The organism is Jatrophihabitans fulvus, assembly GCF_054781375.1.
This window is the reverse complement of record NZ_BAAGUN010000005.1, coordinates 143,038-163,527: the sequence shown is the minus strand read 5'-3', so window position 1 is coordinate 163,527 and position 20,490 is coordinate 143,038. Positions and strand designations below refer to the sequence as shown.

At 73.2% G+C, this 20,490-nt stretch carries 21 protein-coding genes; 6 read left to right on the top strand and 15 right to left on the bottom strand.

Features of this window, described 5'->3' with window-relative positions:
• Window positions 1-33: 33 nt before the first annotated feature.
• The 4 genes from ACYVP9_RS16975 to ACYVP9_RS16960 all read right to left on the bottom strand — a co-directional run bounded on the left by ACYVP9_RS16975 (window position 34) and on the right by ACYVP9_RS16960 (window position 3,332).
• On the bottom strand, window positions 34-1,710 hold the full coding sequence (locus tag ACYVP9_RS16975) for an MFS transporter (RefSeq protein WP_460606101.1): 1,677 nt from the start codon (window positions 1,708-1,710) through the stop codon (window positions 34-36).
• 94 nt (window positions 1,711-1,804) lie between these two features.
• The gene (locus ACYVP9_RS16970) at window positions 1,805-2,071 is read right to left on the bottom strand and encodes a hypothetical protein (protein WP_460606100.1); all 267 of its coding nucleotides are present in this window, start codon (window positions 2,069-2,071) and stop codon (window positions 1,805-1,807) included.
• Window positions 2,072-2,240: 169 nt separating this feature from the next.
• A complete protein-coding gene (locus tag ACYVP9_RS16965) occupies window positions 2,241-2,426 on the bottom strand; it encodes a hypothetical protein (protein WP_460606099.1) in 186 nt (61 codons plus the stop codon).
• Between the two features lie 63 nt (window positions 2,427-2,489).
• Window positions 2,490-3,332, bottom strand: coding sequence for a PaaX family transcriptional regulator (locus ACYVP9_RS16960; RefSeq protein ID WP_460606098.1), 843 nt, complete (start codon window positions 3,330-3,332; stop codon window positions 2,490-2,492).
• Between the two features lie 116 nt (window positions 3,333-3,448).
• On the opposite strand from ACYVP9_RS16960, the gene boxB reads away from it, so the two are divergent.
• From boxB to ACYVP9_RS16945, 3 genes are read left to right on the top strand one after another with little or no spacing between them, the layout of a single operon-like run.
• A complete protein-coding gene (gene boxB / locus ACYVP9_RS16955; RefSeq protein WP_460606097.1) occupies window positions 3,449-4,867 on the top strand; it encodes a benzoyl-CoA 2,3-epoxidase subunit BoxB in 1,419 nt (472 codons plus the stop codon).
• A gap of 13 nt (window positions 4,868-4,880) precedes the next feature.
• A complete protein-coding gene (locus tag ACYVP9_RS16950; protein WP_460606096.1) occupies window positions 4,881-6,854 on the top strand; it encodes a benzoate-CoA ligase family protein in 1,974 nt (657 codons plus the stop codon).
• Between the two features lie 48 nt (window positions 6,855-6,902).
• Window positions 6,903-7,043 (top strand): hypothetical protein, encoded by a 141-nt coding sequence (locus tag ACYVP9_RS16945; RefSeq protein WP_460606095.1) that lies wholly within the window; start codon window positions 6,903-6,905, stop codon window positions 7,041-7,043.
• 58 nt (window positions 7,044-7,101) lie between these two features.
• Here ACYVP9_RS16945 and ACYVP9_RS16940 read toward each other — a convergent pair whose 3' ends face one another.
• Window positions 7,102-8,268, bottom strand: a complete 1,167-nt coding sequence (locus ACYVP9_RS16940) for an Ig-like domain-containing protein (protein ID WP_460606094.1) — start codon at window positions 8,266-8,268, stop codon at window positions 7,102-7,104.
• Window positions 8,269-8,394: 126 nt separating this feature from the next.
• Between ACYVP9_RS16940 and ACYVP9_RS16935 the strand changes: the two genes are divergently transcribed.
• Together ACYVP9_RS16935 and ACYVP9_RS16930 are read left to right on the top strand one after the other, a co-directional pair.
• On the top strand, window positions 8,395-9,252 hold the full coding sequence (locus ACYVP9_RS16935) for an amidohydrolase family protein (RefSeq protein WP_460606093.1): 858 nt from the start codon (window positions 8,395-8,397) through the stop codon (window positions 9,250-9,252).
• 16 nt (window positions 9,253-9,268) lie between these two features.
• Window positions 9,269-10,768 (top strand): MFS transporter, encoded by a 1,500-nt coding sequence (locus tag ACYVP9_RS16930; RefSeq protein WP_460606092.1) that lies wholly within the window; start codon window positions 9,269-9,271, stop codon window positions 10,766-10,768.
• Here the strand turns inward: ACYVP9_RS16930 and ACYVP9_RS16925 are convergent.
• From ACYVP9_RS16925 to ACYVP9_RS16895, 7 genes are all read right to left on the bottom strand, one after another.
• On the bottom strand, window positions 10,707-11,525 hold the full coding sequence (locus ACYVP9_RS16925; RefSeq protein WP_460606091.1) for a lysophospholipid acyltransferase family protein: 819 nt from the start codon (window positions 11,523-11,525) through the stop codon (window positions 10,707-10,709). The genes ACYVP9_RS16930 and ACYVP9_RS16925 overlap by 62 nt on opposite strands.
• Window positions 11,526-11,639: 114 nt before the next feature.
• Window positions 11,640-12,122, bottom strand: a complete 483-nt coding sequence (locus ACYVP9_RS16920; RefSeq protein ID WP_460606090.1) for an Hsp20/alpha crystallin family protein — start codon at window positions 12,120-12,122, stop codon at window positions 11,640-11,642.
• A 103-nt stretch (window positions 12,123-12,225) separates the two neighbouring features.
• Window positions 12,226-13,143, bottom strand: a complete 918-nt coding sequence (gene egtD, locus ACYVP9_RS16915; protein WP_460606284.1) for an L-histidine N(alpha)-methyltransferase — start codon at window positions 13,141-13,143, stop codon at window positions 12,226-12,228.
• 57 nt (window positions 13,144-13,200) lie between these two features.
• Window positions 13,201-13,890, bottom strand: a complete 690-nt coding sequence (gene egtC / locus ACYVP9_RS16910) for a class II glutamine amidotransferase domain-containing protein (RefSeq protein WP_460606089.1) — start codon at window positions 13,888-13,890, stop codon at window positions 13,201-13,203.
• A 2-nt stretch (window positions 13,891-13,892) separates the two neighbouring features.
• Window positions 13,893-15,182: a formylglycine-generating enzyme family protein gene (gene egtB, locus ACYVP9_RS16905; protein ID WP_460606088.1), complete on the bottom strand. Its 1,290-nt coding sequence runs from the start codon at window positions 15,180-15,182 to the stop codon at window positions 13,893-13,895.
• Window positions 15,175-16,452, bottom strand: coding sequence for a glutamate--cysteine ligase family protein (egtA, locus tag ACYVP9_RS16900; RefSeq protein WP_460606087.1), 1,278 nt, complete (start codon window positions 16,450-16,452; stop codon window positions 15,175-15,177). The genes egtB and egtA overlap by 8 nt, the downstream gene beginning before the upstream one ends.
• 186 nt (window positions 16,453-16,638) lie before the next feature.
• Entirely contained in the window at window positions 16,639-17,631 is a 993-nt protein-coding gene (locus tag ACYVP9_RS16895; protein WP_460606086.1) for a helix-turn-helix transcriptional regulator, read from the bottom strand.
• 183 nt (window positions 17,632-17,814) lie between these two features.
• On the opposite strand from ACYVP9_RS16895, the gene ACYVP9_RS16890 reads away from it, so the two are divergent.
• On the top strand, window positions 17,815-18,024 hold the full coding sequence (locus ACYVP9_RS16890) for a hypothetical protein (RefSeq protein ID WP_460606085.1): 210 nt from the start codon (window positions 17,815-17,817) through the stop codon (window positions 18,022-18,024).
• A 24-nt stretch (window positions 18,025-18,048) separates the two neighbouring features.
• On the opposite strand, the gene purS is transcribed toward ACYVP9_RS16890, so the two are convergent.
• The 3 genes from purS to ACYVP9_RS16875 are packed head-to-tail and all read right to left on the bottom strand — an operon-like array spanning window position 18,049 to window position 20,490.
• Window positions 18,049-18,282, bottom strand: a complete 234-nt coding sequence (gene purS / locus ACYVP9_RS16885) for a phosphoribosylformylglycinamidine synthase subunit PurS (protein WP_460606084.1) — start codon at window positions 18,280-18,282, stop codon at window positions 18,049-18,051.
• 52 nt (window positions 18,283-18,334) lie between these two features.
• Window positions 18,335-19,237 (bottom strand): phosphoribosylaminoimidazolesuccinocarboxamide synthase, encoded by a 903-nt coding sequence (locus ACYVP9_RS16880; protein WP_460606083.1) that lies wholly within the window; start codon window positions 19,235-19,237, stop codon window positions 18,335-18,337.
• Between the two features lie 23 nt (window positions 19,238-19,260).
• Window positions 19,261-20,490, bottom strand: a complete 1,230-nt coding sequence (locus ACYVP9_RS16875) for a DUF1501 domain-containing protein (protein ID WP_460606082.1) — start codon at window positions 20,488-20,490, stop codon at window positions 19,261-19,263.

The following is a 20,490-nucleotide window of genomic DNA, read 5'->3' as shown; positions in this document are numbered from 1 at the left end:
CGACCGGGCCGACCCCGCATCCCGATTCCGACGTCAGCGGGCGACGCCACCGGCGCTGTGCCTGCGCGCGGGCTCGGTGCGCGCGAGCCGCTCCCCACTGAGCCGCACGAGGGAGGAACTCGCGGCGCGTCCCTCCAGCGCATCGCGGAAGTCCGTCCCCGAGAGCCGGTAGAGCCGGCACGGCACCGCGGCGGTGACGGTGGCCGTACGCGGCCGCTCGTGCAGCACACCGATCTCGCCGACGTAGCCGGGCGCGTGGACAGTCGGTAGCCCGGGCACAGCGGCGGACGACACGGCCAGCTCGCCCGAGGCGAGCAGCCAGATGTCCTCCGCGGCCTCGCCCTCGGTGATGACGGTGGTGCCCGCGGGAACGTCCCGCGCCTCCGCGGCGATCGCGAGCCGCTCGAGGGCCGGACGGTCGGCGCCGTCGAACAGTTCGAGCGCGGCGAGCAGGTCGACGACCGGGGCGAGCTCGGCGGCGCGGGCGGCGCTGCGGCGATCGGTGGCGACCAGCACCGGCACGCACGCGAGCACGGCCACCGATCCGCCGATGCCGACGACGAGCAGCGCCGGACCCGTCCCGATCCAGGTCACGAGCGCACCACCGAGCAGGGCGAACAGGAGTGAGGCGGTGAAGACACTCGTGTCGAGCATCCCGAAGATGCGGCCCAGGTACGCGCCGGGCACGTCGCGCTGCAGCGCCGTGATGGCGACGAGGTCGACGACGATCATTCCGGCGCCCGAGACGAGCAGCAGCACGAAGGCGCTCGCGGTGTTCGGCAGCGCGACGAGCAGCGCGAACGGCGTGGCCTGCAACAGCAGCGCGACGACCAGGATGCCCGCGAGCTTGCGGCGGGAAGCGAGCCTGCCGGCGAGTCCGGCCGCGACGATGCACCCGAGAGCGTTCGCGACGAGCAGATAGCCGTAGTAGTCGGTGCCGGAGCCGACGTACTCGGACATCGGCAGCGCGAGCGCGGTCGCGACCGCGGCCAGTCCCGAGTCGAGCACCATCGCGACGAAGAGCACGAACGCGGTGCGCTGCGCGACGAGTGCGCGCACCCCGTCGACGAGTTCGGCGAACGGGTTCGCACCCGCCTCGCCGCCCCCGCGTGACTCGACCCGTAACCGCAGCAGCACGAAGACGGGAACGAGATACGTCAGGGCATTGAACGCGATGCCGAGCGCCGGGTCCCCGGTGAGCAGCAGCAGCGTGCCGAGCGCGGGACCGCCGATGACGGTCACGTTGTTGCCGATCTCGCGCAACCCGTTCGCGGCCGCGAGCATCCGTTCGGGCACGACGTCCGGCAGCGCGGACGCGAACGCCGGGCTGTACATGGTCGAGATCGACGCCTGCACCGCCGACAGCACGAGGACGACCGCGAGCGGGACGTCGAGTGCGACGCAGCCGGCCAGCACACCCATGACGGTCGCGCTGCCGACCGCGGACGCGATCATGATCGCCGACCGCGGGTACCGGTCGGCGACCACGCCCGCGAAGGGTCCGAGCAGCAGCGCCGGGATCCAGCGGACGGCCAGCGCGATCGAGATCCACGCGGCCGACCCGGTGGCCTCGAACACGACCAGGGCGTAGACCGTGTTGAAGGCCCACGAGCCGGTGCCGTCGACGACGTCCGCGAGCAGCAGCAGGCGCAGCGCGCGGTGGCGCAGCAGGTCGCGGGTGCGCGCGGACGCGGCGGCCGCAGCGGTCAACGGACGACTCCAGGCGAGCGGACGGGGCGGACAGACGAAACCGGCCGGCACTCCCCCCGGAGGTGCCGGCCGGCCTGCGTTCGGTGGTGCGGTGCTACTTCGCGCGCGCCGACGGCAGCGAGTCGTCGCTGCTCAGCGCGCCGGACACGAAGCCCGGTCCGTCGGTGTCGTCGCTGATCTTCGGCATCGTCTTGCCGTGGCCGGCGACGTCGTCGTCCGCGTCGTCGTCGCTGATCTTCGGCATCGTCTTGCCGTGTCCCGCGACGTCGTCGGTGTCCTCGCTGATCTTCGGCATGGTCTTGCCGTGTCCGGCGACGTCGTCGACGGGCTCCTCGGCCTGACTGTTCTCGTGGTCCGACATCGCTGCGTCCCCTGTCGCTCTCGGCACCGGCCCGTCCGGCGCTCGACCACGGTGGCAGCAACCCCGCCACCCCGGCTGTCGCGCCGACGATAGGAGCGCTGTCGCGCAGGCGACACGATCTTCGGTACCCGCCACCGAGACCAAGGTCCCGGCGTCGGGGCGGACGCGGCTACCGGGTGGGCGAGGTGCCGCCGTCGGCGGCTCGGGAGTCGGCGTCGGCGCGCGCTGCGACGTCCGCATCACTCGTGTCGGGCCGGCGCTTGGCCGGCGGCATGCGGACGCGGCTGGCGGCGTCGTCGATGTACTCCTCGGCCGCGAGATTCTCGAGCGTCGTCGTCGGTGTGCGGTGAGGCATGCGGCAGTCTCCCGTCGAGGAAGTGTGACGTAGGCAACATCCTGCCCCGTCGCGTCCCGCGGATCAACCAGGCGGGTCGAGGGCGCGCCACTGGGCGCGTGCGTCGTCCACCCACCGCGCATGCAGGGTCGCGAACCGCCGCGCCGCCTCGACCCCGCGCCAGCGCGCCGGCAGCAGCTCGCGCGGCAGCGCCGGGTCGACCCACGGGAACCGTCGCCACGCGTGGACGAGATCGATGACCGACGCGAGCGGGTCGTCGTCGGCGGCATCGCGGAACCGGGCCAGGAACTCCTCGTAGCCCTGCTCGACGGCCGGGAGGTCCCAGGCCTGGGCGGCGAGGGCGGCCGGTGGGCCGAGGCCCTCGTACGCCCCCACGAAGACGTGCGCGTCGTCGCCGACCCCCGCCTCGGTCAGTGCTCGCGCGATGTCGGACAGCCGGTCGGCGTGCGGGCTCACCCATACGCCGGGAGCCGGTCCGCCCAGTCCCAACCAGCTCAGCCGGGTGCGCAGCAGGTGCCGGGTCGGACGCTCGGTCTCGGGCGTGCGGGCGAGGACGACGACCCAGCGGCCGTCCCACTCCGGCCGGGCGCCGGTGAACGAGTAGATGCGCTCGGTGCCGTCGACGAGCAGGCGCTCGGCGGCGGGCGTGAGCGTCCAGACGGTGCGCCGGCCGACACGCTCGCTGGCCAACCACCCGTCCGCCGCGGTGCGCATCAGCGCCTGGCGGGCCGCCTTCTCCTCCACTCCGAGCCGCGCGAAGACGTCGATGAAGGTCGACGTCCACGCCCGTCCGCCGCAGGGCAGGACGAACTCGCCGAGCACGGTGAACAGCAGGCCGCGCGCGCTGCCGGAGCCGGCGGCGTGCCGGCGCGACAGCGTCGGGTGGGCGGACTGCGGCGCGGCCATGGCGCCATCCTCCGGGAGGCTGGGAATTAGCTGGAAAGTTCTACGAACTCTTGACGTTCTCGCATTCGATTGTAGCGTTATGCACCGTCGCCGCCGACACCCCGAGGAGTGACGCCATGACCGCAGTGGCCGACTACACCGAGAAGATCCCGAACAACGTCGACCTGCACGAGGACCGCCGCCTGCAGCGCGCCCTCGAGTCGTGGCAGCCCAACTTCCTCAACTGGTGGGAGTCGATGGGCCCGACCCTGCCCACCGAGGACGTGTACCTCCGCACCGCGGTGAACGTCGGCCGCGACGGCTGGGCGCAGTTCGGACACGTCGCCATGCGCGACTACCGGTGGGGCATCTTCCTGTCCGAACGCGACGGCGACCGGCAGATCGGGTTCGGCCAGCACAAGGGCGAGCCCGCGTGGCAGAAGGTGCCGGGCGAGTACCGCGCCGACCTGCAGCGGCTCATCGTCATCCAGGGCGACACCGAGCCCGCGTCCGTCGAGCAGCAGCGCAACCTCGGCGCCACCGCGCCGTCGCTCTACGACCTGCGCAACCTGTTCCAGGTCAACGTCGAGGAGGGCCGGCACCTCTGGGCGATGGTCTACCTGCTGCACGCCTACTTCGGACGGGAGGGTCGCGAGGAGGCGGAGGAGTTGCTGCACCGCAACTCCGGCAGCGACGACGCCCCGCGCATCCTCGGCGCCTTCAACGAGGAGACGCCCGACTGGCTGTCGTTCTTCATGTTCACGTACTTCACCGACCGCGACGGCAAGTACCAGCTCGGCACCCTCAAGGAGTCGGCGTTCGACCCGTTGAGCCGCACCTGCGAGTTCATGCTCAAGGAGGAGGCGCACCACATGATGGTCGGCACGACCGGTGTCGACCGCGTCGTGCAGCGCACCGCCGAGCTGATGCGCGAGCACGACAGCGAGGACGTCGCCGGTGCCGGCGGCATCCCGCTCGACGTGATCCAGAAGTACTTGAACTTCCACTACTCGGTGTCGCTGGACCTGTTCGGTGGCGAGACCTCGACGAACGTCGCGAACTACTACACCGCCGGCATCAAGGGACGGTGGATGGAGGACCGCCGCAAGGACGACCACCGCCTCACCGACGACTCCATCGACGTCGACGCCCTCGTCGACGGCGCGATCGGTTCGACCGAGGTCTCCGCGCTCGTGGGGCTCAACACCGACCTGCGGCGCGAGTACATCGCCGACTGCCGCGGCGGGGTGAAGCGCTGGAACCGCATCCTCGAGGACGCCGGCATCAGCACGCGCCTGTCCCTGCCGCACGTCGCGTTCAACCGCAAGGTGGGCGCCTTCGCCGGCATCGAGGCCACCCCGGACGGCCGCGTGCTCACCGCCGACGAGTGGCAGAAGGAGCAGGGCCGGTACCTGCCGACCGAGCTCGACAAGACGCACGTCCGCTCGCTGATGCACCCGGTGTACGAGCGCGGCCGGATCGCGTCCTGGATCGCCCCGCCCAAGCAGGGCATCAATCAGCAGCCGTTCGACTACGACTACGTGCACCTGCCGTAACGGGGGACGAGCCGTGAGCGCCGAGCTGTTCAACGCTGCGCACTACCTGCTCGACCGCCGTGTCGAGGCCGGGGACGGCGACCGTCTCGCCCTCACCGGTCCGGCGGGCGACGTCACCTACCGCGACCTGCTCGACCGCGTCGAGCGGACGGCGTCGGGCCTGCGCGCCGACGGCGTGCTGCCCGAGCAGCGCGTGCTGATGTTCATGACCGACTCGCCGGAGTTCGTCGCCGTCTACCTCGCGGCGATGCGCATCGGCGCGGTGCCCGTGCCGGTGTCGACGATGCTGCGCGCCGACGGTCTGGCCGAACTCGTCGGCGACTCGCGGGCGCGGCTGGTCGCGGTGACGCCCGACCTGGAGGACCTCGCGCGCAGCGCGCTCACCCGGGTCGCGCACGACGTGCCGCTGCGCACCGGCCAGCAGCTGGCCGGGCACGGAACGCACGATGCGGCGCCCTACCCGACGACCGCCGACGATCCCGCGTTCTGGCTGTACACGTCCGGCACGACCGGGTTGCCCAAGGGCGCGATGCACCGGCACGGCTCGGTCCGCTTCGTGTGCGAGACCTACGGCACCCAGGTGCTCGGCGTCCGTCCGGACGACCGTTGCCTGTCGGCGGCCAAGGCGTTCTTCGCCTACGGGCTGGGCAACTCGGTGCTGTTCCCGCTGTCGGTCGGTGCGGCGGCGGTGCTCGAACCGTCGCCGTCGCGGCCGGACGTCATCGCCGAGCGGGCGCGCACGTACGGCGCGACGCTCTTCTTCGCGGGTCCGACGTTCTTCGCCAACATGCTTCGCGCGGATCTGCGCAAAGACGCGCTCGGTGACGTCCGCTTGGCCGCGAGCGCGGGCGAGGCACTGCCGGCCAGCCTGTACCAGCGGTGGACGGCGCACTTCGGCGTCGACATCATCGACGGCATCGGCATGACCGAGATGCTGCACATCTTCCTGTCCAACCGACCCGGCGAGGTCCGGGCGGGAACCACGGGAGTGGCCGTCCCCGGCTACGACCTGCGCATCCTCGACGACGACGGACGCGAGGTGGCGCAGGGCGACCCGGGGACGCTCTACGTCCGCGGCGCGTCCAGCGCGACGGGGTACTGGTCGCGCTACGACGCGTCACGCCAGGTGTTCCAGGGCGAGTGGCTGCGGACGGGCGACACCTACGTGCAGGACGCGGACGGCTACTACGCCTGCCTCGGTCGCACCGGCGACATGCTCAAGGCGAGCGGCATCTGGATGAGCCCGGCCGAGGTCGAGGCACGACTGCTGGCCCACGAGGGCGTCGCGCAGGCCGTGGTCGTGGCGGCGCACGACGTCGACGGGCTCGAGAAGCCGGTGGCGTACGTGGTCCCCCATCCGGGCACGACGCCCGGCGAGGACGAGCTCGTCGCGTGGTGCCGGGAGGCGCTGCCGTCGTTCAAGCGTCCGCGCAAGATCGTGTTCGTCGACGCCTACCCGACCACGCCCACCGGCAAGATCCGTCGCGTCGAACTACGCGAGATGGCGCGGACCGTCCTCACCGACACCCCGCCGCCCGCCGACACCGGACGCCTGCACTGGCGCAAGGAGGAGATCCCGCGCTGGGACGACGCCAAGCAGCGCCTGTTCGGCGACGCCGAGCTCGCCAGCGTCGGCATGACCCGCCCCGGCTCCGGCGACGTCGTGGCGAACGAGTGGTGGCAGGTCACCGACGACGCCGGCACCGTGCTCGGCTACGGCTGGCTCGACAGCGAGTGGGGCGACGCGCAGATCTCGTTCCTCGTCGCCCCCGCGCATCGCGGTGCCGGCATCGGCGAGTTCGTCGTCGGACGGCTCGAGGCCGAGGCCGCGGCGCGCGGGTTGAACTACGTCTACAACCGGGTTCCGGACGGCCATCCCGACGCCGCCTGGATGACCGACTGGCTCGTGTCCCACGGCTTCAGCGGGTCACCGGACGGCACGCTGCGCCGGAGGGTCGGAGCTCCCGCGCCGCTCGATGTGAAGTAAACGTGAAGAGCGGGCATACTGGGGTCCTCACACCGGAGGAGGCCGACGATGATCTCCGCTCTGCGCCACCGCGTCACCCACCGCGCCACGCACCGACGCCCGTCGTGCCGCCGCACCGGCCACGACTGGACGCTCATGTCCGATCCGCCGGCCTGCGCACGCTGCGGGCGCTGCGCCGCCAACGCCTGAACCGTTCCCCTCGCTCGTTCCCCTGACGCGTTCCGTTCGGCCCTCGCGGAGCCGGACGTCACCGTCGGGTGACCGCCACGGCGACGCGGTCGCGCGCCGACCGGGCGATGCCGTCCGACGCGCGCAGCGAGAACGAGTCACGGCCGCGGTAGCCGGCCCGCGGCCGGTAGGTCACGGCGGTCCCGACGACGGACACCGTGCCGTGGCGCGGCCGTGACGCGATCGCGATCCGCACCGGATCGCGGTCGCGATCCGACGTCCGGACGCGGAACGTCTTCGAGCCGCGGGCCGAGATCCGCGCCGGCGCCGCGAGGCGTGGCGCGTGGTTGGTGACCCGGACGCGCACGGTGGTCGCGACCCCGGTCGACACACCGTCGCGCGCGGTCACCGCGAAGGACCCGGTGCCGACGAAGTGTCGCGCCGGGGTGAAGCGGAACTGCGTCGGACCCGTCCGCGACACCGACCCGTGCCGCGCCGCCGACGAACCGACGGTCATCCGGTCGCCGTCGGCGTCCTTGCAGGTGACCGTCACGAGTCGTGGCCGGTCGTGCACCACCGACACCGGCGCCGCCGTGCACCGCGGCGCGGCGTTGACCACGGACACCGCGACGGTGACCGGCTCCGTCGTCATCTCGCCGTCACCGGCGCGGTAGGTGAGGGTGTCGCGGCCGACGTAGCCGCGCGCCGGGGTGTACGTCAACGTCGTCCCTGCGACCGTCAGGGTGCCGTGCGCGGGTTTCGTCCCGGCCGTGAGGGTGATCGCGTCCTTGTTGGCGTCGGTGCACGCCGGGGTCAGCTTCAGGGCGCGGTCGTGCGGCGTGGCAGCGGTCGCTCCGGTCGGGCAGGCAGGGGCGAAGTTCTTGATGTCGAAGACCACGATGCCCCCGCCGTCCTGGCCCGCGCCGTGAGCGAGGAACCAGAACCCGTCGGCCTCGGCGTCCTGGTTCGGCGTGTAGGTGAAGGCCCCGGTGAGCTGGTTCAGCACGAGATCGCCGCTGGTCGGGTCCCCGTCGAGGGTGTAGCCGTCGATCGGCGAGCCGTCGCTCGACCGGCAGGTGACCTTGCCCGAGTACGTCACGTAGCGCGGAACGGCCAGTGTGACCTTGTCGCAGGTGATCGTGGGGTCTGCGACGGCGTCCGCCCGTGCGGTCGCGACGGAGCTCCCGACGGCGGCCGCGACGACCGCGACCAGGGCGACGGCGATACGACGGACGGTGGGCGGCATGGGTGGCTCCTCGCAGGGCGGCGTGCCGCACCGGCGTGGCGGCACCTGTGCGCTCGTCGTTGCCATCGGCCGTCCCGCGGGCCGTCCGAGGGACGTTGGTCCCGCCGACGCCGTAGGGTCGCGGGCATGCTGGACGGCCGCCCGCTGATCGACGTCCACCTGCACCCCGCCCCGCTGGGCGAACTGAAGCTGTCGTGGCAGACGTGGGTCCAGAACTTCGACTCACCCGAGCTGCGGTCCCTGTACGCGTCCGGCGACGCGATCGACGCCGGCGCCTTCGACGCGTTGCTCGAGGCCGAGGGCGTCGACGGCGCGCTGGTGCTCAGCGAGTACAGCCCGCGCGTCACCGGGTGGCAGCGGGCCGAGGCGATGGCGGCCGTGGCCGCGGCGAATCCGGGCCGCATCCGCTTCGCCGCCAACGTGAACCCGCACTTGCACTTCCCGGTCGACGAGGAACTCGTCCGCCAGCTGGAGCTCGGCGCGAGCGCGCTCAAGGTGCACCCGGTGCACGCCGGTCTCGCGGTGAACGACCGCGCGTTCTATCCCGCGTACGCGATCTGTCAGGAGCGGGGCCTGCCCGTCGTCGTCCACTGCGGCACGTCGACGTTCCCCGGCGCGCAGAACCGGTTCGGCGACCCGGTGCAGCTCGACGAGGTCCTGCGCGACTTCCCCCGGCTCGACTGGGTGCTGGCGCACGGCGGTCGCGGCTGGTGGTACGACGCCGCCGCGTTCCTCGCCTTGACGAACGACCGCGTGTGGATCGAGCTGTCCGGGCTGCCGCCGTCGCGGCTGCGCACGTACTACGCGCGGCACAGCTGGTCCCGGCTCACCCGCCGGATGATCTTCGGCACCGACTGGCCCGGCATCCCCGGCATCGCCGCGAACGCCCGTGCCGTCGTCGAGCTGCTGCCCGACGACGCCACGGCCGACGCCGTGCTCGCCGGCAACGCCGCCCAGGTCTACGGGTTCGAACTGCCGGGCTGAGCGCTACCGTCGCGGGGTGACCGACCCCGACCTCGTGCTGGCGTCCCGGCAGGGACGCGGCGTGCTCACCGCGATGGTCATGGGCAGTGGCATGGCCATGCTCGACGGCACCGTCGTGAACGTGGCCCTGCCGCGCATCGGCACCGATCTCGACGCGGGGCTCACGGCGCTGCAGTGGACGGTGAACGCCTACACGCTCACGCTCGCGGGCCTGCTGCTGCTCGGCGGTTCCCTCGGCGACCGCTTCGGCCGGCGGCGCATCTACGTCGTCGGGGTCGTCTGGTTCACCGCCGCGTCGGCGGGATGCGCGCTCGCACCGGACGTCGAGCTGCTCGTCGCGATGCGCGCGCTGCAGGGCGTCGGTGCCGCGCTGCTGACGCCCGGGTCGCTCGCCATCCTCGAGGCGGTGTTCCGCCGCGAGGACCGGTCCGCGGCGGTGGGTGCGTGGTCGGGCCTCGGCGGCGTCGCCACGGCGATCGGGCCGGTCGTCGGCGGCGTGCTCGTCGGCGCGGCGCCGTGGGGCTGGCGGCTGGTGTTCCTGCTCAACCTGCCCATCGCGGTCGCCGTCGTCTGGCTGGCGCGCCGGTTCGTGCCGGAGACCCGCGACGACGAGGCCGACACCCACCTCGACCCGGCGGGGGTCGTGCTCGCCGCGCTCGGGCTGGCCCTGCTCGTCTTCGGCCTCACCGAGGGACCGGCGGACGGGTGGACGGCGCTGCCGGTCGCCTGCGTCGCCGCGGGCGCCGCGCTGCTGGGCGCCTTCCTGCTCGTCGAGGCACGCGGCCGGCACCCGATGCTGCCGCTCTCGCTGTTCCGCGAGCACCAGTTCAACGCGGCCAACGCGGTCACCTTCGTCATGTACGCCGCGCTCGGCGCCGCGCTGTTCCTGCTGCCGGTGCAGCTGCAGCGCGCGGCAGGCTTCGCGCCCGTCGAGGCGGGCAGCGCGCTGCTGCCGCTGACGCTCGTCATGCTGCTGCTGTCGGCTCGCATGGGCCGGCTGGCGGCGCGCATCGGCCCGCGGCTGCCCATGACCATCGGCCCCATCGTGGCCGGGTGCGGGCTCGCGCTGTTCGTCCGGGTGGGTCCGGACGCCGGCTACGCGGCCGACGTGCTGCCCGCGGTGCTCGTGTTCGCGCTGGGGCTCTCGGCCACCGTCGCACCGCTGACCGCGACCGCGCTGAGCGCGGCGCCGTCGCGACTGGTCGGCACCGCGTCGGCGGTGAACAACGACATCGCCCGCGTCGCCGGCCTGCTCTCGGTCGCGGTGCTGCCCGGCCTCGCCGGCGTCACGCCGTCGGCCTACGACGACCCCGTGGCGCTGTCGGACGGCTTCTCGCGCGCCATGCTCGTGTGCGCCGGGCTGTGCGTGCTCGGCGGCCTGCTCTCGGCGGTGCTGGTGGCCTCCCGGGAGGACTCGCCGGTCACCCCGGACGCGCCCGACGCGGCCACGGACGTCACGCCCCCGGTCGACGACCGTCCGCAACTGCACTGCCCGGTGTCGACGCCGCATCCCTGACCGCGCGCAGCCGGACCCGCTCGCGCTCGGCCTCGGCGGCGACCTCCGGGGTGGGGGCGGTACCCCCGTTGCACGCGGGCAGCCACCAGCGGTCGTCCTCGTCGCGCGGACGGTCGGGGTACGTCGCCACGGCCTCGTCGAGCAGCAGCTGCAGTCGCTCGCGCAGCTGCGCGTCGACCTCGGCCGGGTCGGCGTCACGGGGCGGGCGCAACGGCTCGCCGACGAGCACCATGACCGTCTTGCCGCGTCGCAGGCTGTAGCGGCGGTCGACGGTGAAGGTGCGCTGCGGCGCCCACAGCACGACCGGCACCAGCGGCACCTGCTCGCGCACGGCCAGCGTGGCCGCGCCGCGCTTGAACGACTTCAGCGTCCACGAGCGGCTGATGGTGGCCTCGGGGAAGACGCCGACGACCTCGCCGGCGGCGAGCTTCGTCGCCGCCCGGCAGTAGGCGGACGCCCCGTGCTCCCGGTCGACCGGGATGTGTCCCATGCGGCGCATCAACGGACCGGACACCCGGTTGGTGAAGGTCGACTGCTTCGCCATGAACCGGACGAGCCGCCCGCGCCGGGAGGCTGCGAGGCCCACGAACGTGAAGTCGAGGTAGCTGAGGTGGTTGCACGCCACGACGGCCGGGCCGTCCGCCGGCAGGTGCTCGTGGCCACGGACCTCGAAGCGCAGCCCGAGCAGTCGGAACGCGGTGCGGAACAGGGCGATGACCACTCGGTAGGTGAGATCGCGTCGCTGCGCCGGAGCCATGACGCAGACGCTAGACGTGACACGTGTGAGTGACCGCCTGCCCGTTCGGCCGGGTCACAGCAAGCGGGCCGGCCCCCGCACGGGGGCCGGCCCGCAGGCGCTGCTGCCGCAGGCCTACTCCTGGTGCTGCTCGATCGTCTGCGGCGCCGAGGTGGTGACGGCGATGCGCGTCGACTCGGGGCCGGCGTGGACTCCCGCCACGCGGACGGTCAGCACGCCCGCGTCGTACGAGGCCGACAGGTGCTCGGCCGTGACGCCGGACGGCAGCGCGAAGCTGCGCTCGAAGGCGCCGTAGCGCATCTCGCGGACGACGCGCTGGCCGTGTTCCGCGTCCAGCTGGTCCTTGCGCTCGCCGCGGACGACCAGGCGGCCGCCCTCGAGGGCGACGGCGAGGTCCTCGTCGATGTCGACGCCCGGGATCTCGAGGCGGACGACGGCGTCGTCGCCGTCGCGCAGGATCTCGGCGGCCGGGCTGAACGGCGCCGGCCGGCTCGCGGCGAACGGGGTGAACGAGGGGCCGAACGCGCTGCGCACGAGGGCGTCGAACTCGCCGAACGGGTCACGGCGCGGGCGGCGGGAAACGCTGAGGGTGGTCATCATGCACTCCCTGGGTCGTATCGGTAGTCACCCACCTTGGGCGGCTGCTACTCATACAACTTGCGTCGGAAGCACTCAATTTCGCAAGAGGGTGTGACGGCTGTCACACCGGAACGGCCAGGGAGAGGGCGTAGTCGCCGTCGGGATCGGTCCACCACTGCGTCAGCCGCATCCCGGCGTCGGCGAGGTCCGCCGCCACGGTCTCCCTGCGGAACTTGGTCGAGATCTCGGTGCGCACCTCCTCGCCGCGAGCGAACGTCACCTCGAGGCCCAGGGACCGCACGTGCACGGTCAGGTCGTGGCGCGCGCGCAGTCGCATCTCGATGCGTTCGGCCTCGGGGTCCCAGCGGGCCACGTGGTCGAAGGCCTCCGGGTCGGCGTCGGCATCGAGCTCCCGGTCGATCACCGTCAGCACGTTGCGGTTGAAGGCCGCCGTCACGCCCTCGGCGTCGTCGTAGGCGGCGACCAGCCGGTCTACGTCCTTGACGAGATCGGTGCCGAGCAGCAGGCAGTCGCCGTCGTCGAGCATGCCGCGGACGTCGGAGAGGAACCGGGCGCGCTGGCCGGGGTCGAGGTTGCCGATCGTCGAGCCGAGGAAGGCGACCAGCCGGGCCGGACGGCGCGGCACCGCGCCGAGGTGGTGCTCGAAGTCGCCCACCACCGGATCGATCTCGAGGGACGGGAACTGCTCGGCGATGGCGGCGCTCGCGTCCTTGAGCACCGCGGGGTCGACGTCGAAGGGCACGTAGGACGTCAGCGTGCCCGCGTCCGAGAGCGCCCGCAGCAGCAGCTGCGTCTTCTCCGAGGTGCCGCTGCCGAGCTCGACGAGGGTCGCGCCACCCGACACCGCGGCGATCTCGCCGGCGTGCAGTTCGAGGATCGTCCGCTCGGCCCGGAACGGGTAGTACTCGGGCAACCGCGTGATGCGGTCGAACAGGTCGCTGCCGTGGGCGTCGTAGAAGTACTTCGGCGGCAGCGTCTTCGGCGTGGCCGTCAGCCCCGCGCGCACGTCGAACGCCATCTGGGCGCTCAGCGCGCCGGGATCGAGGTGGACGGCGGTCTCGTTCACCGGCACGGGTCAGCTCTCCAGATCGGTCACGGTGACGCCGTCCGGCGTCACCTCGACGAGATGTCGGTCGGGCACGTCGACCCATCGGGGGTCGTCGTCCCAGGGCTCGCTCGCGACGGCCACACCGTCGGGCAGGACGAGGTAGCTCAGCTCGTCGCCCCAGGTCACGCCGACGACGCGGGAGCCGTCGGTCATGAGCACGTTGAGGAACGCGTCCGGATCGTGACGAGCGATGCCACGCAACGTCGCGACGACGTCGTTCGGGCCGGACGCGAACACGTGGGCGGCGAGCACCGCCGAGTCGCACACCGACTCGGCCGCGGGCTGCGGCGGGATCGCCGCGCGCGACACCTTGCCGTTGTGCGACAGCAGCCACCGTCCGTCGGTGAAGGGCGCGGCGGCGGTCTCGTCGATCGGCATGCCGACGGTGGCCGAGCGGACGGCCGCCAGCACCGACCCCGATGACAGCACCGGCGCGATCGAGGCGAACGACGCGTCGTTCCACAGCGGGCGGGCCGAGCGCCAGCGGCGCACGGTGCCGTCCGGTTCGTGGAAGCCGACGCCCCACCCGTCGGCGTTGAGCAACCCGCGCTTCTGCCGCCGCGGGGCGTACGCCTGGGTCTGCAGCCCGGTGGGCGGGTCGAGGACCAGTTCGGCCAGGGTGCGCGGCGCCCCCAGCCAGGCGAGGTGCCTACACATGCCTACACATCCCAGGCCAGCCGGAAACCCGTGAAGATCTGCCGGCGGATCGGCAGGTCCCAGTTGCGGAACGACGGCCGCACCGCCTGCCCGCCGACCGCCCACGACCCGCCCCGCAGCACGCGGAACTCGTCGTCGCGGCCGAAGAACGGGGCGCTGTACTGCCGGTAGAGCATCGGTTCGAACCCCGGGTAGGGCGTGAACGGCGAGGACGTCCACTCCCAGACGTCACCGATCAGCTGCTCGACGCCGTACGCGGACGCCGAGGCGGGGTACGCGCCCACGGGTGCGGGCCGCAGCGCCCCGCCGCCCAGGTTCGCCAGCGAGGCGCTCGGCGCGGCGTCCCCCCACGGCCAGCGGCGTCGCCGCCCGGTGCCGGGGTCCCAGACGCACGCCTTCTCCCACTCCTGCTCGCTCGGCAGGCGGGCGCCGGCCCAGGCGGCGTACGCCTCGGCCTCGTGGAAGCAGACGTGCTGCACGGGTTCGTCGTCGGGACGTGCCTCGACGGTGCCGAAGCGACGCCGGGTGCCGTCCGGTCCCCAGAACTGTGGCGAGGCGAGGCCCGCCTCCTGCCGGTGCGCCCAGCCGGGGGCGGACCACCAGCGGGGCTCGTCGTAGCCGCCGTCGGCGACGAACTCGGCGTACTGGGCGTTGGTGACCGGCACCCGCGCGATGCGGAACGACGGCACGTCGACCACGTGGGCCGGACGTTCGTTGTCGAGCGACCACGGTTCGTCGGTGCCGTCGACGCCGAGCACGAACGGGCCACCGGCGACCAGCACCGGTTCGGCCGGGACGGGCCGCCCGGACGGCAGCGGGGCGCCCGGGCCGAGCAGCGGCGCGCCGTCGCGCAACTGGTGCGTGGCCAGCATGGTCTCGTCGTGCATCTGCTCGTGCTGCTCGGTCATGACGTACGGGAACAGGTCGTCGGCGGTCACCTCGGCGAGCCCGGTCAGCCGGTCGGTGATGCGGGTGCGGACGTCGCCGAGGAACGCCCGCGCCTCGTGCGGCGGCAGCAGCGGCAGGGCCGCGCGGGTGGCCCGCGGATTCTCGAAGGCGTTGTAGAGCCGCTCGACGTCGCGGGCGAGCGTGCCCTGCACCGTGTCGTCGCCGCCGCGCAGCAGCCACAGTTCCTCCTGCTGGCCGATGTGCGCGAGGTCCCAGACCAGCGGGCTCATCAGCAGGTGGTGCTGGGTGATCAACTCGTGGTCGTCGGCGGCGGTGAGGGCGAGCGTCCGGTCGCGGGCGGCCACGAGTCCCCGGGCGACGGTGTCGACGTCGGTGTCAGGCACGGGCCTCCTCCTCGAGCAACCCCAGCGGGTCGATCTCGCGGGCCCGCTCGCGCAGCACGTCCGACGGCGTCCGTCCGGACGAGATCAGCTCGGCGAACGTCTCGAGCTCGGGACGCAACGGCTCGGGACAGTGCTCGACGGCGACGGCGACGCAGCCGGTGACGGCCGACCGGACGGCCGGGTCGGCGAGCCCGTCGCGCGCGGCGGCGTCCCAGGCGCGGGCGACCGGGGCGGCGACGTCGCGGGCCTTGTCGGCGGCGACCGGGTCGTCGACCAGCACGGTGGCGAGCGCCGCGACCGCCGGCCACCACCGGTCGGGCAGCGCGTCGAGGCAGCGCAGCTCGAGGTAGCCCCGCGGTCGCAGCGGGGGGAACAGGGTCGTCAGGTGGTAGTCGAGGTCGTCGGCCGTGGGACGGCGCCCGAACGGCCCGCGGTCGGGCACGTCGCCGCCCAGCCACTGCCCGAAGGTGACCCGGTCGGTGACGACCTCGGCCGTCGCGCCGTCGCGCACCAGCATCACCGGGGCCGCGAGCGCGTACGCCGCCCACTGGCCGCACGGGTCGTCTCCGGTGTCGAACGGGTCGGTGCGGCCACGGTCGATGCCGAACCAGACCTCCTGGCGCATCGAGTGCCAGCCCGACTCCCGTCCGGCCAGCAGCGGTGAGCACGCCGACGCCGCGACGAAGACGGGGGCGAGCGCGAGCACGTGGTCGAGCCGGTCGCACCACATGTCGGGCGTGCCCGCCTCGAGATTGACCTGCAGCGCGGCGGTGGCGGTCATCATCGCCCGCCCGGGCCCGATGCAGCCCAGAGCCTCGAAGTGACGTTCCATGGCGACGTAGCGCCCGGCCGGGTTCACCCGCCGGGTAGGACGGGCGGGGTCGGTGCCGAGCGGCGCGGCGCCGAAGCCGCGCTCGGCGAGGGTGCCGCGCAGCACCTCCCGGTCGGCCCGCAGCAGGGCGACCGCCGACGCCAGGTCGTCGCCGGGCGGGGTGGACAGCTCGATCTGGCCGCCCGGCTCGAGCGTGACCCGGCTGCCGCCGGGCAGGGCGGGGACGGCCTCGGCGAGCGCGGTGACCTCGGACCACTCCGGGCGGCGGCCCGGGTCGGCGAGGTCGACCAGGTGCAGTTCGAGTTCGAGCCCGACGCGGCCCGGCGGCGCGGACGTGAGAGCCGCAGCGATGATGTGCTCGCGCGCCACGTCGAGCGCGGTCGCGGGGTCGTCGAACGGGTCGGCCGCAGCATGCCGCGGCAGAGTCTGAGCGGACAAGACCGCCCCCTCCAGGTCCGGACCGGCAACGTGTGTTGCCGCGGGTCGGTGCGGGGGCGGCCATGGCTCGACCGTCCTCGATGTACCCGTCCAGTCTTACGCGCGGGTCCGACAACGACCAACACCGGGACGGAGCGTTCCGTCCCGGTGTGTCGGGTTAAGCGCTACAGCCGGTGGGTGGCTGACTCAGCCGGGTGTCGGAGTGTCGAGATGCCCCGCTCGGGCGGCGATGACCCCGGCCTGGAACCGGCTGGTGGCGTCGACCTGGGCCATGTAGTCGGCGATGTGCCGACGGCAGGTGCGCACCGAGATCGACAGCCGGCGCGAGATCGCCTCGTCCTTCTCGCCCTCGGCCATGAGCCGCAGGATGGCGGCGCGCGTCTGGTCGAGCTCGGTGTCGTCGTCGCGGCGGTTGATGACGTCCTCGAGCGGCGAGGCCTCCGCCCACAGCTGCTCGAAGGTCGCGACCACCCACGCGATCACATTGGGCTCGCGCACCACCGCCAGCCCGCCGTTGCGCCCGGGCTCGGTGGCGGGGATGGGCAGCAGCGCCACCGACCGGTCGACCACCAGGCTGCGTCCGGGGACGGACGGGGCGAAGCGGATCGTCGCGCCGTTCTGCGCCAGCTCGTTCAGGTACGAGCGGGTGGCGCGGTCGCGCAGGGCGGTGTGCTGGTAGAGCGCGCGGGTCTTGATGCCGCGGCGGGCGGAGTAGACGTTGGCGACCCGGGTGCGGCCGTCGATGCGGGTCGAGGGCAGCCGGCCGGGTGCGACCGACAGCAGCTCGGACTCGCACTGCCCCGCGTAGTGCATGAGGATGTTGGCCATCTTCGCCTGGTCCTCGATGACGTCGACGATGCCGGCGTCCGGCACGGCCGTGAACGAGGAGTTCCACTCGGGCACGAGCCGGCGGATGGTGTCGCGGCGCTGCTCGAGGGCCGCCCGCCGCGCGCCCAGTTCGAGGTCCTCGGCGCCCAGCACGGTCGCCTCGGCGAGCATCGGGCTGACCCCGGTCAGCCGGTCGGCGTCGCCGTGGCGGATGAGCCCGAGCTCGCCGAGCCGCGCGACCGCCTTGTCGAGGTCGTCCGCGGTGAGACCGAGTCGTTCGGCCACCGAGGGCACGGTGGCGGACGGATCGGACAGCACGGTGCGGTACACGGTGACGTCCGAATCGGTCAAGTCGCCGAAATCGCCCACCTTGTCCCCGTCATTAGGTGCCAGGCAGCTACCTGCCACTACCTCGGTTTGGAGGCTTCCCGCCTCCGCGGCGATCCTAATGTCAGTTGTTCGTGTGGCGCCGTGTCGAACTCACGTCGGCGTCACACGGATTCGCTCGTTTCTGTGCGGAGTGGGGCAAACCTGATGCGGAAGTTCCTGGTTTCGGCGGCCGCGGCTGCGGTGCTGGCTGCCGGCGCGATCGTCGGTGTGGCGGTCCCGTCCGCCGGAGCCGCCGAAGACACCGGCACGCAGACGACACAGACCACGACCCAGACCACGACCCAGGACACGTCGACGAGCACGCCGACGCGGCTCGGCGGCGGTCCGCGCGCCGCGCGCGACTGGTGGTTCTGACCCGGTCCTGCCGCCGGCGCGGGGTCAGTCGCGCCGGATCGTGAAGTTCTCGATCACCGGGTTCGACAGCAACGTGTCGGCCAGGCGGGTGAGCGTGCCGTCGTCGACGGTGTCGTCGATCTCCAGCTCGAAGTGCTTGCCCTGCCGCACGTCGGTGACCCCGGTGACGCCGAGGCGCGCCATGGCGCCGGCGATCGCCTGACCCTGCGGGTCGAGGATCTCGGGTTTCAGGACGACGTCGACGACGACGCGGGCCACGGCTGCTCCGAACGACGGGGGACGGTGGAGCGCCGATCGTATCGGCGCGGGCTCAGCCCGCCGACGGCCCGGGCCAGTCGGCGAACCGCAACCCGGTCAGCCGCTCGTACGCCTCGACGTAGCGGGCCCGGGTGGCGTCGACGACGTCCCCGGGCAGTGACGGCGGCGCGTCACCCGAGGAGCGGTCCCAGCCGGACGCGTCCGACAGCAGCCAGTCGCGCACGTACTGCTTGTCGAACGACGGCTGCGCGCCGCCGGGTCGCCACGAGTCGGCCGGCCAGAAGCGGGACGAGTCCGGGGTCAGTACCTCGTCGCCGAGCACGAGCGGGCCGCCGCCGGGTCGCCGGCCGAACTCGAACTTGGTGTCGGCGAGCAGGATGCCGCGTTCGGCCGCGATGCCGGCGGCCGTCGTGTAGATGCGCAGCGTGAGCTCCCGCAGCTCGGACGCGAGCTGCTCGCCGTGCTGCGCGGCGACCACCTCGTAGGACACGTTCTCGTCGTGCTCGCCGAGATCGGCCTTCGTCGCCGGGGTGAAGATCGGCTCCGGCAGGCGGTCGCCGTCGACGAGCCCGTCCGGCAGTGCCACGCCGCACACCGCGCGGTCGCGCTGGTACTCGACCCAGCCCGACCCGGCGAGGTAGCCGCGGGCGACGGCCTCGACCGGCACCATCTGCAGCGCGTCGCACAGCACCGCGCGGCCGCGCCACGCGGCGGGGATCAGCGGGTCGTCGAAGCTGATCACGTGGTTGTCGACGACGTCCGCCAGCCGCTCGAACCACCACGCCGACATCGCGGTGAGGATCCGCCCCTTGTCGGGGATGGGGGAGTCGAGCACGAAGTCGAACGCCGAGATGCGGTCGCTGGCGACCATCAGCAGCCGTCCGTCGGCGTGCCGGTACAGGTCGCGGACCTTGCCGCTGTGCACGTGGGCGAAACCGGCGGGCGCGTCCGTCACGCCGGTCATCGTGCCAGAGCGGGTCAGGCGAGCAGGCCGAGCTCGGCGGGCACGGTGTCCAGCACGCGGTGCGGGTCCGTGCCCAGTACCGAGTGGACGATCTCGCCGTACACGGCGCGGAAGTCGACGGTCGCCTTGAGATTGCCGTCGTCGAGATCGGTCAGGGACGGCTGTTCGCCGTGGAACCCGCCCTTGACGGGTACCCCGGCGAGCAGCACCGGGGCGGCGGTGCCGTGGTCGGTGCCCTCGGAGGCGTTGCCGGCGACCCGGCGTCCGAACTCGGAGTGCACGAGCACCACGACGCGCCGGCCGCGCGGGTCCGCGGCCATGGCGTCGACGAAGCCGGACACCGCCTCGTCGACCACGGACAGCAACTGCTCCTGCATCCGCTTCTCGCCCGAGTGCGTGTCGAACCCGCCGAGGCTGGTCAGGTACGCGCGGGTGGGGACGCCTGCCTTCACGCACGCGGCGACCACGTCGAGCTGGGTCTCGAGCGGGTTGCCCTTGGCGCCCTTCCGCCGCCGTCCACCGCCCGGCTGCGGTGACGCCGCCCCGAGCGCGTGGGCGACCGTCGCCTCGACCGTGCGCTCGTTGCGGTAGGACGTCCGCACCGCCGCGCGGGTGGGGCTCTCGCCGGGCGCCGCCGTGCCGAGCCCGGTGACCGCGGCGGCGAGCTGTTGCGGGAGCCGGCGTTGCCCGGTGGCGTCGAGCGCGGCGGCGGTGCAGCGGGTACCGACGCCCGCCGGGGCGGGGACCGAGCCGATGGTCACCGCGCGCACCGGGTCGTCGCCGGTGGCGTCCAGCCAGCGTCCCAACCAGCCCGAGGCGGTCGGCGAGGTGGGTGAGCCGGTCTGCCAGATGTCCATCGAGCGGAAATGGCTGAGGTCCGGGTGCGGGTAGCCGACGCCACGGACGACGGCCAACCGCCGCTTCGCCCACTGTCCGGCGAGCCCCTTCATCGCCGGGTTCAGGCCGAGGCCGTCGCCGAGGTCGTGCAGCTCGTCCGGCTCGTAGGCGAGATCGCGGCGGGCGTCCTGGTAGGCCGCGTCGGCGGCCGGGACGACGGTGTTGAGGCCGTCGTTGCCGCCGTACAGCGTGACCAGCACGAGCACCCCGGCGTCGGGATCGGCGGGATCGGTCGCGGCGCGCGCGGCGAGGTCACCGGCCCCGACGACGGCCGCCCCGGCGGCGAGGGCGCCCGCCCCGGCGACTCCGGAGGCGACGAGGAAGCGGCGACGGGTGACGGTGTCCAT

Bases quoted from the DNA above. Each gene is read 5' to 3' on its own strand.
- ACYVP9_RS16945 (WP_460606095.1), top strand. From the start codon at position 6,903: ATGATCTCCGCTCTGCGCCACCGCGTCACCCACCGCGCCACGCACCGA.
- egtD (WP_460606284.1), bottom strand. From the start codon at position 13,143: ATGGCGTTCGACGTGCGCGCGGGGCTGACGGCCACGCCGAAGACGCTG.
- ACYVP9_RS16960 (WP_460606098.1), bottom strand. From the start codon at position 3,332: ATGGCCGCGCCGCAGTCCGCCCACCCGACGCTGTCGCGCCGGCACGCC.
- ACYVP9_RS16920 (WP_460606090.1), bottom strand. From the start codon at position 12,122: ATGACCACCCTCAGCGTTTCCCGCCGCCCGCGCCGTGACCCGTTCGGC.
- ACYVP9_RS16965 (WP_460606099.1), bottom strand. From the start codon at position 2,426: ATGCCTCACCGCACACCGACGACGACGCTCGAGAATCTCGCGGCCGAG.
- ACYVP9_RS16875 (WP_460606082.1), bottom strand. From the start codon at position 20,490: ATGGACACCGTCACCCGTCGCCGCTTCCTCGTCGCCTCCGGAGTCGCC.
- boxB (WP_460606097.1), top strand. From the start codon at position 3,449: ATGACCGCAGTGGCCGACTACACCGAGAAGATCCCGAACAACGTCGAC.
- ACYVP9_RS16940 (WP_460606094.1), bottom strand. From the start codon at position 8,268: ATGCCGCCCACCGTCCGTCGTATCGCCGTCGCCCTGGTCGCGGTCGTC.
- ACYVP9_RS16925 (WP_460606091.1), bottom strand. From the start codon at position 11,525: ATGGCTCCGGCGCAGCGACGCGATCTCACCTACCGAGTGGTCATCGCC.
- ACYVP9_RS16890 (WP_460606085.1), top strand. From the start codon at position 17,815: ATGCGGAAGTTCCTGGTTTCGGCGGCCGCGGCTGCGGTGCTGGCTGCC.
- ACYVP9_RS16970 (WP_460606100.1), bottom strand. From the start codon at position 2,071: ATGTCGGACCACGAGAACAGTCAGGCCGAGGAGCCCGTCGACGACGTC.
- egtC (WP_460606089.1), bottom strand. From the start codon at position 13,890: ATGTGTAGGCACCTCGCCTGGCTGGGGGCGCCGCGCACCCTGGCCGAA.
- ACYVP9_RS16935 (WP_460606093.1), top strand. From the start codon at position 8,395: ATGCTGGACGGCCGCCCGCTGATCGACGTCCACCTGCACCCCGCCCCG.